Below are 15,389 nucleotides of genomic sequence, written 5' to 3'. Positions count from 1 at the left end.
TGGTATGATATTAAGCGTTTTCTTTGCCGAAGAACTCCGATTCGGCGTTGCGAATCTTCGTCAGATAAGTCACGTTCGGCTGCACGTTGATGGAGTCGAGCGAGTGGAAGGCGCGCTCGCCGTCTTCGCGGCGGAGCAACTGGCTAATGCGGCTGTTGGGGTCGCGCATGTCGCCAAATACGATGGCTTCGGTGGGGCACGACTGGGCGCAGGCCGATACAATTTCGCCGTCTACCGGACGACGCTTTTGCTTCTTGGCTTCGAGCTTGCCGAGCTGGATGCGCTGCACGCAGAACGTGCACTTCTCCATCACACCCCGGGCACGCACGGTCACGTCCGGGTTCAGCACCATGCGGCCGAGGTCGGTGAACATGTGACCGTTTACGGTTTCGAACTTCTCGTTGGAGTAGTACGAGAACCAGTTGAAGCGACGCACTTTGTAGGGGCAGTTGTTGGCGCAGTAGCGCGTGCCGATGCAACGGTTGTAGGTCATCTGGTTGAGACCTTCCGAGCTGTGCGTAGTGGCCAACACGGGGCATACCGTTTCGCAGGGCGCGTGGTTGCACTGCTGGCACATCATCGGCTGGAAGATTACCTGCGGGTTCTCCGAGGGGTCTTCCATAGCGGCATAGGTGGATACCTTGCCTTTTTCGTCGAAGTCCGTTTTGTGCGCGGCCGAGCTGTAATAGCGGTCGATGCGCATCCAGTGCATTTCGCGGCGGTTGATTACCTGCTGCTTGCCCACCACGGCAATGTTGTTCTCGGTCTGGCAGCCAATCACGCACGAGCCGCAGCCAATGCACGAGTTGAGGTCCACGGCCATGCCCCAGTGGTGGTTGTTGTACTGGTAGTCCTGCCACAGCGAAACCTTGTTGGGCTTCTCCAGGCCGTCGGGCGTGGCAATCTTTTCGTACTCGGTTACCTCTTTGGGATTTTTGATGTAGTTCGCTAGCGAATTCTCCTGCACCACCGGCTTGCGGTCCATCAGGGTGTGGTGCGTTTGGGTCTGCGCAATGGGCGAAGTGGCATCCGTCTTCGTCAGCGTCACCACGTTGTTATAGGCGATGCCGTTGGCGGTAGCCATGGCCAGCGGGGCAGCATTGGCACCCACCTGGTCACCAGCTTTGCCAGCCAGCGTACGGCCGTAACCCAGAGCAATGCTCACCGTGCCGTTGGTTTGGCCAGGCTGCACCAGCACGGGCAGTTCCACGCTGTAGCCGTTGGCGGTTACTTTCACCACGTCGCCCTGCTCCCACTTGTTGTCCACGGCCATCTTACGCGGCACGGCCACGTAGTTGCCCCAGGTCGCTTTCGAAACCGGGTCGGGCAGTTCTTGCAGGAAGGGATTGTTGGCTTCACAGCCACCGGCACCAATGCCTACCTTCTCATACAGTGCCAGCTCGACGGCGTTGCCGCTGGGCTTGGGGGCACTGTTAATCTGGCTGATGGCGGCGGCGGGGCTAAGCGCAGCGGTCATCATGGCTGGGGCAGCCGGCAAAGCCGTGCCCGTGGCCACCCCATCGTGCACTACCTTGTCCCAGGCAGCGTCGTTCGGCGTCAGGGCGCGCCAGGTGGCACGCAGGTATTTGTAGTAAGTGGTGGTGTTGCCGGCCCAGTGCAGCAGGCTTTCCTGCGCCTGACGGGTAGCAAACAGCGGCGTGATGACCGGCTGCGACAAGCTCAGCGAGCCGCGCTTGGGCTCAAAGTCGTTCCACGATTCCAGCCAGTGGTGGTCGGGAGCAGCATATTGGCAGAGAATGCCGGTTTCGTCCAGACGGTCGTTCAGCGAAATCGTCAGCGGCACCTTGGCGATGCCGGATTTCACTTTCGCGCCCAGCGGGTGGTTGAACACCGGGTTGGCGTTGTAGAAAATGACCGCGCCAACGCTGCCATTGTTCATATCATTCACCAGAGCGGCCATGCGAGCGTCGTCGCCTTGGCGTAGGTTGCTCGGAGCCGTCAGGTCAACAGTGGTACCCACGTTGCCCAGCGCCTGGTTGATGGCGGCCACCAACGTCTGCACGGCCGGGTCATTCGAGCCCGAAACCACGAGGCTGGCACCGCGGGCAGCTTTCAGGTCGTTGGCAGCCTGCGTCAGCTTGGCGTTCTTATAAGAAGCGTCGCCGCCACCCACAATCTCGTTATACAGAGCCAGCGCAACTGCACCCATTTCCGAAGGCTTCACCGGCACACGAACGTCGGCGTTGGAGCCGGTCAGCGACATGGCGGTTTCGAACTGGTAGTGACGCGACATGCTGCGCTTGTCGCTGCTCACTTTGCGGTTGCGCACGTACTGGCGAGCGTATTCAACCGGCGAAATCCAGGTGCCGAGGAAATCGGCGCCGAGGCTTACGATTACATTAGCGCGGCCGAAGTCGTAGCCGGGCACCACGCCGTTGTTGGCCTGCAGCAGGCCCGTCACCGATTGCGCGTCGTACATGACGTGCGTGGTGTTGGGGTAGCGCGAGGCAAACTCAGCAATGGCCCGCTTGGTGCTGGGGCTGATGATGGTGGGCGACACGATGGCGATGCGGCCGGTGGTGCCGGCCAGCTTGCCGCGCACTTCGCGGTCCAGCGCGGCCATCTCCACCTGCTCGTGCGCATTGCCCTTCTTGATGGCGAAGTGCTGCAGACGGCCACCGTCGTAGAGGCTCAGCACCGCAGCCTGGGCGCGGGCCGACAAACCACCACGGGTGATGGGCGACTCGGGGTTACCTTCCAGCTTAATCGGACGGCCTTCGCGCGACTTCACGAGCACCGCGTTGTAGTCGGCACCGGTGAAGTAGGTCGAAGCGTAGAAGTTGGAGATGGTCGGGTCAATCTCCTCGGGCTTGTTCAGGTAGGGAATGGCTTTGCGGACGGGCGTCTCGCACGATGCCAAGGTGGCGGCGGCCACCCCAAAACCCATTAGTTTGAGGAAATCGCGGCGGGGGGCCGACGTAGCGTCTTTGCTCTCGTGGCTCTCCTTCACGGGCATGAACTCGGCAAAGGCCGATTGCATGAACTCCGGAGTGCTTTCTAGTTCCTCAATTCCTTTCCAGTACTTCATTTGGGAGGGTAATCAGTAATTCAGTATTGGGTAGTCAGTAGTCAAACACGAGTAGTCTCAATACTGACTACCCAGTATCGACTACCGAAAATCAGCTTATTAGTAGTGGCACTTCGAGCACTCGGTGCCGCCGTTCGACGACACGGTGAAGGGAGCACCGGCGTTTTTGGTGTCGTGCAGCTTCACGAGGTTGTCGTAGTACTTGTTGTCCTTCGAGTTGATGGGCATCTCGCGGTGGCAGTTGATGCACCAGCCCATGGTGAGGGCCGAATATTGGTACACCACTTCCATGTTCTGGATGGGGCCGTGGCAGGTCTGGCACTGCAGGCCAGCCACCTGCGTGTGCTGCGAGTGGTTGAAATAGGCCAAGTCGGGCAGGTTGTGCACGCGCACCCACTGAATGGGCTGCTTGCGCTCGATGGCTCGGTAGATTTTCTTGATTTCGGGCGACTCCGTCTTAATCTGCGAGTGGCAGTTCATACAGATGTTGGCCGAAGGAATGTTGGCCGATTTGGCCTTGTACACCGAGGTGTGGCAGTAGGCGCAATTAATCTGGTGCTCGCCGGCGTGCAGCTTGTGCGAGAAAGCAATGGGCTGCGTGGGCTGGTAGCCCTGGGTTAGGCCTACGGCCATCACGCTTTGCACACCTTCATAAAGTAAAACCAGAGCGAAAACCGTCCCCACAATACCGCGCATCACGGGCGAGCGGTAAAACTTGCCCCAGTCGAAGCGCTGCTCCAGAATCTCTATGTCACGGCCGTCGAGGTCCTTGCGGCCACGCAGCACGTCCTTCATCAGGTTGCCAATGATAACCAGCGTCACCACCAGCACAATCAGCACTACTACGAGGACGATGAGCAGGATATCTACGTATTTGCCAGCGCCTTCGGCAGCACCGGCTGCGGCGTCGGTTTTGCCATCAGCTGCAGCGGCATTGCCTGTCGAGGGGCCAGCGCCTGCAACTGCGGTTGCTTTGCCTTCTTCCGAAGTGATGTAAGCAACGATGGAAGTGATTTCCTTGTCCGACAGAGCGAACGAGGGCATCTGCTGCTTGTTGAACTTGTTGTAAAGGGCTACTGCGTATTCATCGCCGCTGGCCACTACTTTGCTGGAGTTCTTAATCCACGGAATCAGCCAGGAGATGGGACGACGCTTGGTAATGCCACCCAGAGCCGGGCCTACCACTTGCTCGTTCACGGCGTGGCACTGGGCGCAGTTGCCTTTGAACAGCGCGTCACCGGCCGCAATGGCGGCGGCATCGCCACCGGCAGGAGCCGCGGCCGGGGCCGTGGCATTGGCCGCGGTTGCGCCAGCAGTTGCGCCGGGGTCCACGCCATTGGTTTTCACTTCGGCCGCTGCGCTTGCTTGGGCCACCGCCTGTTGGGCACCGGCAAACGTGAGCAGTAGTGCCAGCAACAGTTGAGGTAAAGAACGAAGTCGATTGCTATTCATAAGGAAATAGACGGTAAAACGAAACGCTAGGGGCATTTCAAGGCCACAAATGTAGGTCAGGAATCGTAGGCGGCAAAAAGCGGAATACAATTTCTGACGGGCTGCGGCCGTTCGTATTGGCCCATTTATATGCTGTGCTCCTTGTCTTGAGCGATGTATGCTGGGGTGTCCGGCGGCGGCGGTGCTATTCTTACTACCTCATTAATAGGTACCCATCGGCTGGGTATTCGCTGCAGTAGCAACTCCCACCGCCGCCAATTTGTTGGGCTACATCCCAGGCTTTTGCCGCGGATTTTGTGGGGCTCCCGGACTGGTTTCCGCTGTCGTTGCGGCTCGCCCTTGCCAGTACCATAGGGCCGGCTTAAGCATCGGACTCGTCGGCGTCTTGTACCTTATATGTAGGAAGACAGCGCGATGCTTGGCAATGTGCCGGGAAGTCAGTACCTTTGCGCCCCAATCAAATTTTTTCACCCCCAATTTTCACCCCGTCGTAATGGAAGTAAGAAATTACGAGACGGTCTTCATCGTAACTCCCGTGTTGAACGAGAGCCAGGTGCAAGAGACGGTCGAGAAGTTCACCCAGGTGCTTAAGGAAAATAGCGCCGCCCTTTTATCCACCGAAGCCTGGGGCCTGCGCAAGCTGGCGTACCCGATTCAAAAGAAGTCGACCGGCTACTATTTCTGCCTGTCGTACACGGGCGAAGGCAACATCGTTGACGTGCTGGAACTGGCGTTCCGTCGCGACGAGCGCATTATCCGGTTCCTGACCACGGTGCTCGACAAGCACGCCGTGGAGTACAACAACCGCCGCCGCAACGGCGAAATGAACCAGCAGAAGGCTGCGAAAGAAACCGAAGCCGTAGCCCAATAATCTAGCAACGACATGGCATCTCCCGCATTCAACCGCAACAACGACCGCGCGGCCAACAACAAACCGCAGGACAACCGCAAGAAATACTGCCGCTTCAAGAAGAACGGCATTAAGTACGTGGATTACAAAGACCCGAACTTCCTGCTGAAGTTTGTGAACGAGCAGGGCCGCGTGCTGCCCCGTCGCCTCACCGGCACCAGCCTGAAGTTTCAGCGCAAAGTGACCCAAGCCATTGCCAAGGCCCGTCACCTCGCTTTGATGCCCTACGTAGCCGACGCCCTGAAATAGACTTTAGACCTGAGACGATGAGAACTGAGACCTGAGACGATAAGCGCAACGCTTGTTCATCTCGCTTCTCAAAGCTCACCGTCTCACTTCTCAAAAAGACAATGGAAATCATCCTCAAAGACGACGTTAAGGGCCTCGGGTACAAGAACGACATCGTGACCGTGAAATCGGGCTACGGTCGCAACTTCCTGCTGCCGCAGGGCCTGGCCATCCTGGCCGACAAGACCAACAAGAAAATCACGGCGGAGAACGTGCGTCAAGCCGCTCACAAAGCCGATAAAATCAAAGGCGATGCCCAAGCCATTGCCGACCAAATCGGCGAAACCGTGCTGGAAATCCCCGCCAAGGTGGGCGAAAGCGGCAAAATCTTCGGCCGCGTAACCACCCTGCAATTGGCCGATGCGCTGAAAGCGAAGGGTGTGGACGTGGACCGTAAGCGTTTGTCGTTCGACCAGGAGCCTTCGGCTGCTGGCGACTACACCGCTACCGCTAACCTGCACAAGGAAGTGAAGCACACGGTGAAATTCCGCGTGGTAGCTGAGTAGTTTCGGCTGCGTAACCTGTTAGAAAAGCCCTGCCTGCTGGCGGGGCTTTTTTTATTCCGGCAACCGGGGGCGAACCGGCTAACGGCCTATTTTTGCTGTAATGTTTAGAACTGAACTACCCATCGCCCCGGCCACGGACCAGCTTTCGCGCACGGCGCGGGTCCTGACCATGGGCTCCTGCTTTGCCGACAGCATCGGCTCGCGCCTGCTGGCCAACAAGGTGGAGGCACTGGCAAACCCCTTTGGCACCGTGTTTCAGCCCCTGGCGCTGGCCAAACTGCTGCGTGCCGCCGCGGGCGAAGACGTAGACTGGCAGCAGCACGTGGTGGAGGCCCGCGGGCGATGGCAGAGCTACGACCTGCACAGCAGCGTGGGAGCCGACTCGCCCGTGGAACTTCTGCAGCACATTCAGGAGCTGGTGCGCCGCACGGGCGAGTTTCTGCGCTCGGCCGACCTGGTGCTGCTCACGCTGGGCACTGCCTGGGCCTACCGCCTGCGCGAAACGGGCGAGCTGGTGAACAACTGCCACAAGCAGCCCGCCGACTTGTTTGTGCGCGAGCTTCTGACGCCCGACGACATCATCAACGGACTGGCCGAGACGCACGCTTACCTGCGGCGCATCAACCCAAAGCTGCGCTTCGTGCTAACGGTGAGCCCGGTGCGGCATTTGAAAGACACGCTGCCGCTGAATGCCGTGAGCAAATCGGTGCTGCGGGTGGCGACGCACATTGTGAGCGACTTACTGCCGGGCGTGGCGTATTTCCCCGCTTACGAGCTGCTGGTCGATGACCTGCGCGACTACCGCTTTTACGCAGCCGACATGCTGCATCCGTCGGAAGTGGCCGAGGATTACATTTGGGAGAAGTTTGCACGAACGTATTTCGACGCTGAATTTGGCCGTTTCCGCAAGGAATGGGCTTCGGTGCGGCAGTCGCTGGGCCACCGGCCGCTGCACATCGGGGCGCCGGAGCACCGTCAGTTTTTGGAAAGCACGCTGCAGAAGCTGGAGCAGCTGAGCTTGCGCCGGGTGGAAGTGAGCGAGGAACTGCGCACCGTGCGCACGCAGCTGGCGGCCTTGCCCGAGCCGCGCCAACCGGAGCCGGTGGCCGAACTGGAAGACGACGAAGAACGGATTGATATCGGGGCAGACTCCGCCGTTTCGGTCGTGGAGCGGCCCGTTGACACGACCCCGGTGGTGGCTGAGGCCGCGGCCGAAACGCTGGCGGCTTCGCGCGGGGAAGGCCGGCCGCCGCGCATGTCGCCGGAGGAGTTTCGCTCGCAGCGCAACCGTTCGGGCCGGAACGAGCGGGGCCGTCGCGACGGCCGTGGTAAGGGCCAATCGGCTGTTCCTAGTGAGGCGGAGCAGTATCAGGCACCAGCATGGGTTACAGAGCCACAGGCAGAAGACGCGCCGAGTACAGAAACCACTCTGCTGCCAGCAACGCCTGCGCTGGAGCCAGCCGCAGCTACTACAGAAGCATTGGCCGAGGCAATCGGCCAGGAGCCGGTGAAGAAGAAAAAACGGCGCTCACGGGGCGGAGCCAAGCGCACGGCTCGCAAGCATGCGCTTCGGCTGGCCGCTGAACTGGGCCAGGATAATGTACCCGACGCGGCAGTTGCGCCTGCGACCGGAGACATGGCAGAGTCGGAAGTGCCGTTGGAGGCTCCTAAAGTGAGCGTCATTACCAAATCGGTGCCCGTGAAACGGGGCGGCCGACGCGACGAAGGCGGGCGCGTGCCTCGCGTGCCGCTCTTCGCGGCTCCTCAGCCCGCAGAAGTACCGCTGCCGGCGGAGGAACCGGTGCGGGTGGATGCCGAGCTGCCGACGCTGCCAATGGCAACTCAGGCAAGCCTTTCCGTGGCACCAGATGGAGTGACTGATGCACAGCCGGATAGCGCGCCGGAGCGTGCTCCGCGCAACAGTCGGAATCGCAAAAAGAAAAAGCCGGCTCAGGCAGCCGCGGAGGCAACGCAGCCGCGCACCGCGCTCGACGCGCTGAATGCGGTGCCGGCACTCGCTGCCGAAGCTCCAGCAGCGAGTGAAAGCCCACTAGCGGCAGCCGAATCGGCAGAACAGCCGCCGCTAGCCGTGGCTGCGCTGCCGATTGAAGCCCCCGCGGTTGCGGCGCAAGCCGTAGCCCCGGCGCAGGAGAATGCCCCTGCGTCTCGCCGACCGAGTCGCTCCAAATCGCGGGCTATCAGCGGAGCACGTACCGAGAAGCCGGCCGTAGACACACCGGTGGTGCCCGTGCCCGATGCTACCCAGCTGCGCACGCAGGTGGCCGCCGGGCGCATGACAGGCTCTTCGGCCTCGCTGGTGGAGCCGACGGTTACGCCCAAAAAGGCCGCTTCCAACGCTCGTACCACGCCCAAAGCTGCTCTTGCCGAAACTCAATCTGAGGCGCCGAAACCGGTAAAGAAGACGCCCGCCAGCAGAAGCAAAGCACCAAAAGCAGCCACGGAAGGCCCTGCTACCTCGCCGACACTGACTGCAGCATTGCCAGAAACTCCGCCAGTGGCGCCTAAGGCAAAAGCCACCCGCTCGAAAGCCGCCCCCAAGCCTGCTTCGGCCACTGCACCGGAAACGGATGCCATTCTTCCGGTACCCAAACCGAAGGCCGCAAAGCCCAAGGCTCCGAGAAAGCCCACCAAACCGGCTTAATTCATCCCCAAACCCGGCCTTTGCGCCGGGTTTGGCGTTTTATTACCGTTGCTTTACTCCTCCCCTTCCGCCATGGCACACGCTCTTTCGTCCAATCGCCTCGCTCAGGAAACCAGTCCGTATCTGCAGCAGCACGCCCACAACCCCGTGGACTGGTACCCGTGGGGACCGGATGCGCTGGGACGGGCCACAGCGGAGCAGAAACCCATTCTGGTGAGCATCGGCTACGCGGCTTGCCACTGGTGCCACGTGATGGAGCGCGAGTCGTTTGAAGACGCCGCAGTGGCCGCGGTGATGAACCAGCACTTCGTTTGCATCAAAGTAGACCGTGAGGAGCGGCCCGATGTCGACCAGGTGTATATGGAGGCCTTGCACGCCATGGGCCTGCAGGGTGGCTGGCCGCTGAACGTGTTTCTGACTTCGGAGGCCAAGCCGTTTTACGGCGGAACCTATTTCCCGAAGGGCAACTGGGTGCAGCTGCTCGAAAACATCGGCCAGGCCTACGCCGGTGAGCACCGCACCGAGCTGGAGCAGTCGGCTGAGCGGTTTGTGGAGGTGATTGCGAAAAGCGAGCTGGCCAAATACGGCGCGCTCAACGCCAACGCCGCGCAGGAGGCCGACTACTCGGCCCTGCAAGCCATCGGCGTGGCGCCGGAAACCGGCCCGGCCGGCGTGTCAGACGACGAGTTCAAGCTGCTGATGTACAACCTTGCCGCCAAGTTTGACCCCGAGCGCGGCGGGCTCAACCGCGTCCCTAAATTCCCGATGCCCAGCATCTGGCGGTTTTTGCTGCGGGCCTATGCCATCAGCGGCAGCCAGGCAGTGCTAGACCAGACGATGCTCACGCTGCGCGAAATGGCCTGGGGCGGCATCTATGACCAAGCACACGGCGGTTTTGCCCGGTACTCGGTGGACGCGGAGTGGCTGGCGCCGCACTTCGAGAAGATGCTGTACGACAACGGGCAACTGGTGAGCTTGTACAGCGAGGCCTACCAGCTGACGCAAAACGAGCTATTTCGGGAAGTGGTGTACGATACCGTGGAATTCATTCGACTGGAACTGACCAATGCCGAGGGCGGCTTCTATTCCTCGCTGGATGCCGACAGCGAAGGGGAAGAGGGCAAATTTTACGTCTTCACCAAGGAAGAGCTGCAGGACATACTTGGCGACGAGGAGCCACTTTTTTCGGCCTACTACAACTGCACGGCCCTGGGCAACTGGGAGCACGGCCGCAACATTCTGCACCGTCGGCAGAGTGATGAGGATTTTGCCGCCGAGCACCAGCTGGCGCCCGACGTAGTGCCGGAGTTGGTGGCGGGCTGGAAGCAAAAAATCATGGCCGTGCGCGCAACGCGCGTGCGCCCCGGTCTCGACGACAAGATTCTCACCGGCTGGAACGTCCTGATGCTGCAAGGCCTCACCGACGCATACCGGGCTTTTGGCGAGCCGGAATTTCTGGTGGTGGCTGAGCGCAACGCGCAGTTTATTCAGCGAAACCTGCGCAACGGGGCAGGCCTGTTTCGGACCTGCAAAAACGGCCGGGCCAGCATCAGCGGCTTTCTGGAAGACTACGCGCTGGTCATTCAGGCCTACATCAGTCTATACGAAGTCAGCTTCGTGGAAAGCTGGCTGCGCGAGGCCGAAGCCCTAACGGAGTACGTGCTGGCCAATTTCTTCGACCCCGCCGAAACCCAGTTTTTTTACACCGACGCCACGGCTGAAGCCCTCATTGCCCGCAAAAAGGAACTGATGGACAACGTCATCCCCAGTTCTAACTCCGTGATGGCGCACAACCTGCACCGCCTGGGCCGCCACCTCGAACACGTGCGCTACGCCGACCTGGCCGTAGCCATGCTGGCCCAGGTGCGCCACCTAGTGGTGAAAGAAGCCCAGCACCTCAGCAACTGGGCGGCGCTGTACGCGGCTCTGCTGCGGCCGGGTGCCGAAGTGGCCATCATCGGCCCGGAGGCGGAGGTTTTTCGCGAAGAACTTAGCCGCCGCTTTTTGTTTGATACCGTGCTAGCCGGCACCGAAACCCGTTCGGAGCTGCCGCTGCTCAAGCTGCTGAAACCCGGCGCCGAAGGCCAGACGGCCGTGCACGTGTGCCGCAATCGGGCCTGTTTAGCCCCGGTATATAGCGTTGCTGAAGCCCTTGCGGCCCTGTAGTGGCGGGGCATGGCGCGGCGCTACGGCCCTGTTATCTTTACTATCCGCCCCTAGTTATCCGTTGTTTTGAATCTCGCGCTTGATTTTATTTCGCCTGCTGCCGCGCCCTCGGCCGACCGGGTGACGCTGTTTGCCGACGTTATTTTGCCCTTGCCCCTGCCCCGGCTCTACACCTACCGGGTGCCGTATGAGCTGAACGATAACGTGGTGATTGGCGGGCGCGTCATCGTGCAGTTTGGGGCCAAAAAGACGCTCAGCTGCATCGTGGCGGCCGTGCACGAGAACGCGCCCAAAGAGTACCAGGCCAAATACATCCTCGAATTCATCGACGACGCGCCGGTGGTCACGCAGCCGCAGCTCAAGCTGTTCCGCTGGATGGCCGACTACTACATGTGCACCATCGGCGAGGTGATAAATGCGGCCCTGCCCTCCGCGCTCAAGCTGAGTTCGGAGTCGCGCATTCAACTGCACCCCGGCTTTTCGCGGGAAGAAAACGAGTACCCGCTCACCCCACAGGAAGAGCTGATTGTGGACGCGCTGGGCAATGTGGAAGACGGCAAGGCGCTGACCTTCACCGAAGTGGGCGACTTGCTCGGCATCACCTCCTTCCACAAGGTGATAAAGTCCCTGATGCACAAGGACGTCATTTTCCTTTTTGAGCACACGGCCGATAAGTACGCGCCCAAGGTGGTGAAGAAGGTGCGGCTGGCGCACCATTTTGTGTCGGAGGCCTCGATTGAAATGCTCTTCAACAGCCTCAGCAGCAAGCCCAAGCAGCTCGATGTGCTGATGAAGTACCTGCAGCGCGTGCCCGTGTACCAAAACGAGCACGCCAACCACAAAGGCATCGAGAAAGCCGCCCTCACCAGCAGCCCGCACCTCTCGGCCTCGGCCGTGAACACGCTCATCAAAAACGGCGTGCTGGAGCAGTTCGACGTCATTGTGAGCCGCTTTCCGCTGGAGGATGAGCCCACGGCCAAGCTGCATTTCGACCTCACTGAGGCTCAAACTACGGCGCGCGATGAAATCATGGCGCATTTCGCCGAGAAGGAAATCGTGCTGCTGCACGGCGTGACGGGCGCCGGCAAGACCGAAATCTACATCGACCTCATTCGCAAGGCGCTGGAAAGCGGCGGGCAGGTGCTGTACCTGCTGCCCGAAATTGCCCTCACGGCCCAGATTGTGGGGCGCCTGCTGCGCGTGTTTGGCTCGCGGCTGGGCGTGTACCACTCCAAGTTTTCCGACAACGAGCGGGTGGAAGTATGGAACGGCGTGCTATCGGGTCGTTTTCAGGTGGTGGTGGGCGTGCGCTCGGCGGTGTTTTTGCCGTTTGATAACCTCTCACTCATTATTGTGGACGAGGAGCATGAGTCCTCCTACAAGCAGTACGAGCCCGCCCCGCGCTACAACGCCCGCGAAGTGGCCCTGATGATGGCCAACTTCCAGGGCGCCAAAACGCTGCTGGGTTCGGCCACGCCGGCCGTGGAAACCTACTACCAGGCCAAGCAGGGCCGCTACGGGCTGGTGAGCCTCACCAAGCGCTTCGGCGAGGCTGGCATGCCGGACATCGAACTGGTGGACACCCGCAAGGCCCGCGAGCACAAAACCATGCACAACCACTTCACGGCCGATTTGCTGGGCGAAATCGAGCGCAAGCTGGGCGCCAAGGAACAGGTGATTCTGTTCCAGAACCGCCGCGGCTACGCGCCCGTGGTGGCCTGCCAGGACTGCGGCTGGATACCCAAGTGCACCAACTGCGCCGTGAGCCTGAGCTACCACAAGCACAGCCACGAGCTGCGCTGCCACTACTGCGGCTACCACGACTCCATGGTGAGCAAGTGCCCCGCCTGCGGCTCGCGCGCCGTGAAAACCCAGGGCTTCGGCACCGAGAAGATTGAGGACGACCTCAAAATCATGCTGCCGCAGGCCAACATCCAGCGCATGGACCTGGACACGACCCGCGCCAAAAACAGCTACCAGCAAATTATTGCCGACTTTGAAAAACAAAACACCAATGTGCTGGTGGGCACTCAGATGGTGACCAAGGGCCTCGACTTTGCCAACGTGAGTCTCGTGGGCATCATCAACGCCGACAGCATCATCCACTACCCCGATTTCCGGGCGCACGAGCGGGCCTACCAGATGTTTGTGCAAGTGAGCGGCCGCGCCGGGCGCAAGGGCAAGAAGGGCAAGGTCATCATCCAGACGGCCGACCCCACGCAGGTGATTTTCGACAAAGTCATCCGCAACGACTACATCGAGTTTTACAACTACGAAATCGTGCAGCGGCACGAGCACGGTTACCCGCCCTTCATGCGCGTCATTAAAATGACGGTGAAGCACATGGACCAGGGCGTGGGCGAGGCGGCCGCCATCCTGCTCACCCAGGAGCTGGTGGACCGCCTGGGCCGGGCGGCGGTGCTGGGACCGGAGGCGCCCTACATCTTCCGCATTCGCAACTTCTACCTGCAGGAAATCACCATTAAGCTCGACCGTGCTCATACCGTGCTGAAGTGGGCCAAAGAGCAGATTTGCGCGGCGATGGACGTGGTGCGCGACCACAAGGAGTTCAAACAGGCCCGCCTGGTGGCCGACGTAGACCCGATGTAGTTCCTTCCACAAAAAAGCCCCGCTCAGTTGCTGAGCGGGGCTTTTTTGTTTGATTAAGTGTGGCCGGTTTATGCCTGGTCGAGCACCCAGAGGAGCAGGAAGAGCACGCCCACGATGAAAACGATGAGGCCCAGCACCCGGAACAACCCGGGCAACAGCGCGATGAGCGCGCCGATAACCATGAGGATGATGCCCAGGCGCAGGTTGCCGCTCACGCCGCCTTTGGTAACCGAAGCCGTGTTGCCTTGCTGGCGGGCCGTTGCTTTCTGCACCAGCTTGTCTACCTTCTTGGTCACTTTGTTAAGAGCCAAGCGCTGAATGCCGTTCAGCTTGCGGGCGGGCGCGGCATCGGCTACGGCCGGGGCAGCGGCGCTGATTTCGGCGGGGCTCACGGCGGGCTCAGTGATAGCCACCGATTTGGCAGCCGGAGCCGAAGCGGCTTTGGCTGCCTGGGGCGTGGCAGTAGCGGCAACTGCTTCCGAAGCGACTACGGGCTCCTGCGGGGCAACCACAGCTTCTGAAGCGGCAGGGGCAGCAGCTTCCGGCTTCGTGGGCACCGGGGTGGCCACGCGCGTCACGCCGTGGTAGGAGGCGCCTTTGGGCAGCATGGCGTACTCGGCCCGGTTGCAGCTGCCCAAGGTGAGTGCGCCGAAGGCAACAACCGCCAGTTTGGCGAAGGAGGGAAAAATGTTTTTCATGGCAAAAAGGGTAATAGGGTAAGCGAAATGCTCGTTCTACGGCCAAAAGTAGAAAGCGGCGATTCCCTGACCACGATTTCCTTTTTTAATCAATACTCTTCTTTCTTTAAGCCCGAAATGAGGGCGCGCTGGCTGCCCAAGCGGCCCTCCGGCCCGCGCTGAACGCACTGCCCGGAATTGCTGTTGACTGCCTGGGATGTGTTTACTTGCGAATCGTATGAGGCACCATTTTTCAACCTGGCAGGGCGCCCTGAGCGCCGTGAGTATCGGTGGCAGCGCTGGTTTGCTGCTCTGGGGCTGCACCCAGCTGCCGGCCGAAACCCGGCCGTCGGCCACGGCCGAGCAGCGCCTGCAAGCCGTGGTGCGCACCGACACCAGCGGCTACGAAACCGCCCCGCCGCGCGACCCCAACGGCATTGGCACCTATTACCTGGGCCGCCAGATTGCCCACGTGATGGGCCACGAGGGCGCCAGCTGGCTGGAGCGCACCGGCCGCCGACAGGAAGAAGGCACCGACTTGCTCCTCAAAGCGCTGCAGCTCAAGCCCACCGACGTGGTGGCCGACATTGGCGCGGGCACGGGTTTCTTCTCCTTCCAGTTGGCCAAGAAAGTACCCCAGGGCCGCGTGCTGGCCGTCGACATTCAGCCCGAGATGATAGCGGCCCTGCAAGCCAACAAGCGCAAGCTCAAAGCGCCCAACGTGCGGCCTGTGCTCGGCACCACCACCAGCCCTGCCCTGCCCGCCGACAGCGTGGACCTGGTGCTCATCGTGGACGCGTACCACGAATTTGACCACCCGCGCGAAATGGGCCGGGCCATTCGCCGGGCGCTGAAACCCGGCACCGGCCGGCTGGCGCTGGTGGAATATCGCGCCGAAGACCCCAACGTGCCCATCAAGCGCATTCACAAGATGAGCGTGGAGCAGGCCCGCAAGGAAATGGCCGCCGTGGGCCTGGAGTTCATCGAGAGCAACGAGACGCTGCCGCAGCAACATTTGCTGTTGTTTCGGCGCAAGCTGTAGAGGAGTTAAAAGGAAAGCGTTAAAAGT

10 protein-coding genes are annotated in these 15,389 nt (G+C 60.9%); 7 read left to right on the top strand and 3 right to left on the bottom strand.

All coding sequences use genetic code 11. From position 1 onward, the window contains the following. Positions 1-10: 10 nt before the first annotated feature. Positions 11-3,049 (bottom strand): TAT-variant-translocated molybdopterin oxidoreductase, encoded by a 3,039-nt coding sequence (locus JAO73_RS14060; RefSeq protein WP_198977710.1) that lies wholly within the window; start codon positions 3,047-3,049, stop codon positions 11-13. 99 nt (positions 3,050-3,148) lie between these two features. Beyond that, positions 3,149-4,501, bottom strand: a complete 1,353-nt coding sequence (locus tag JAO73_RS14055) for a c-type cytochrome (protein ID WP_198977709.1) — start codon at positions 4,499-4,501, stop codon at positions 3,149-3,151. Between the two features lie 493 nt (positions 4,502-4,994). Between JAO73_RS14055 and rpsF the strand changes: the two genes are divergently transcribed. From rpsF to priA, 6 genes are all read left to right on the top strand, one after another. Further along, positions 4,995-5,372, top strand: a complete 378-nt coding sequence (rpsF, locus tag JAO73_RS14050) for a 30S ribosomal protein S6 (protein WP_196291496.1) — start codon at positions 4,995-4,997, stop codon at positions 5,370-5,372. Positions 5,373-5,384: 12 nt separating this feature from the next. Then, complete coding sequence (gene rpsR, locus JAO73_RS14045) at positions 5,385-5,660, top strand: 30S ribosomal protein S18 (RefSeq protein WP_190927529.1); 276 nt, start codon at positions 5,385-5,387, stop codon at positions 5,658-5,660. Between the two features lie 101 nt (positions 5,661-5,761). Continuing rightward, entirely contained in the window at positions 5,762-6,205 is a 444-nt protein-coding gene (gene rplI / locus JAO73_RS14040; protein ID WP_190927531.1) for a 50S ribosomal protein L9, read from the top strand. A 100-nt stretch (positions 6,206-6,305) separates the two neighbouring features. Beyond that, the gene (locus JAO73_RS14035) at positions 6,306-8,867 is read left to right on the top strand and encodes a GSCFA domain-containing protein (RefSeq protein WP_198977708.1); all 2,562 of its coding nucleotides are present in this window, start codon (positions 6,306-6,308) and stop codon (positions 8,865-8,867) included. Between the two features lie 72 nt (positions 8,868-8,939). Beyond that, on the top strand, positions 8,940-11,033 hold the full coding sequence (locus JAO73_RS14030) for a thioredoxin domain-containing protein (protein ID WP_198977707.1): 2,094 nt from the start codon (positions 8,940-8,942) through the stop codon (positions 11,031-11,033). 66 nt (positions 11,034-11,099) lie between these two features. Beyond that, a complete protein-coding gene (gene priA, locus JAO73_RS14025; protein ID WP_198977706.1) occupies positions 11,100-13,643 on the top strand; it encodes a replication restart helicase PriA in 2,544 nt (847 codons plus the stop codon). A gap of 68 nt (positions 13,644-13,711) precedes the next feature. Here the strand turns inward: priA and JAO73_RS14020 are convergent, their stop codons facing one another. Beyond that, positions 13,712-14,341, bottom strand: coding sequence for a hypothetical protein (locus JAO73_RS14020; RefSeq protein WP_198977705.1), 630 nt, complete (start codon positions 14,339-14,341; stop codon positions 13,712-13,714). 217 nt (positions 14,342-14,558) lie between these two features. Between JAO73_RS14020 and JAO73_RS14015 the strand changes: the two genes are divergently transcribed. After that, positions 14,559-15,362 (top strand): class I SAM-dependent methyltransferase, encoded by an 804-nt coding sequence (locus JAO73_RS14015; protein ID WP_198977704.1) that lies wholly within the window; start codon positions 14,559-14,561, stop codon positions 15,360-15,362. Positions 15,363-15,389: the final 27 nt, after the last annotated feature.

This window comes from Hymenobacter miniatus (assembly GCF_016427455.1).
In the GTDB taxonomy this organism is placed as follows: Bacteria; Bacteroidota; Bacteroidia; order Cytophagales; family Hymenobacteraceae; genus Hymenobacter; species Hymenobacter armeniacus.
The sequence above is the reverse complement of the archived record's forward strand: the minus strand, read 5'-3'. Positions and strand labels throughout refer to the sequence as shown.

Coding starts and splice junctions, on each gene's coding strand:
- JAO73_RS14015 (WP_198977704.1), top strand. CDS start 14,559: ATGAGGCACCATTTTTCAACCTGGCAGGGCGCCCTGAGCGCCGTGAGT.
- rpsR (WP_190927529.1), top strand. CDS start 5,385: ATGGCATCTCCCGCATTCAACCGCAACAACGACCGCGCGGCCAACAAC.
- JAO73_RS14030 (WP_198977707.1), top strand. CDS start 8,940: ATGGCACACGCTCTTTCGTCCAATCGCCTCGCTCAGGAAACCAGTCCG.
- rplI (WP_190927531.1), top strand. CDS start 5,762: ATGGAAATCATCCTCAAAGACGACGTTAAGGGCCTCGGGTACAAGAAC.
- rpsF (WP_196291496.1), top strand. CDS start 4,995: ATGGAAGTAAGAAATTACGAGACGGTCTTCATCGTAACTCCCGTGTTG.
- JAO73_RS14055 (WP_198977709.1), bottom strand. CDS start 4,501: ATGAATAGCAATCGACTTCGTTCTTTACCTCAACTGTTGCTGGCACTA.
- JAO73_RS14060 (WP_198977710.1), bottom strand. CDS start 3,049: ATGAAGTACTGGAAAGGAATTGAGGAACTAGAAAGCACTCCGGAGTTC.
- JAO73_RS14020 (WP_198977705.1), bottom strand. CDS start 14,341: ATGAAAAACATTTTTCCCTCCTTCGCCAAACTGGCGGTTGTTGCCTTC.
- JAO73_RS14035 (WP_198977708.1), top strand. CDS start 6,306: ATGTTTAGAACTGAACTACCCATCGCCCCGGCCACGGACCAGCTTTCG.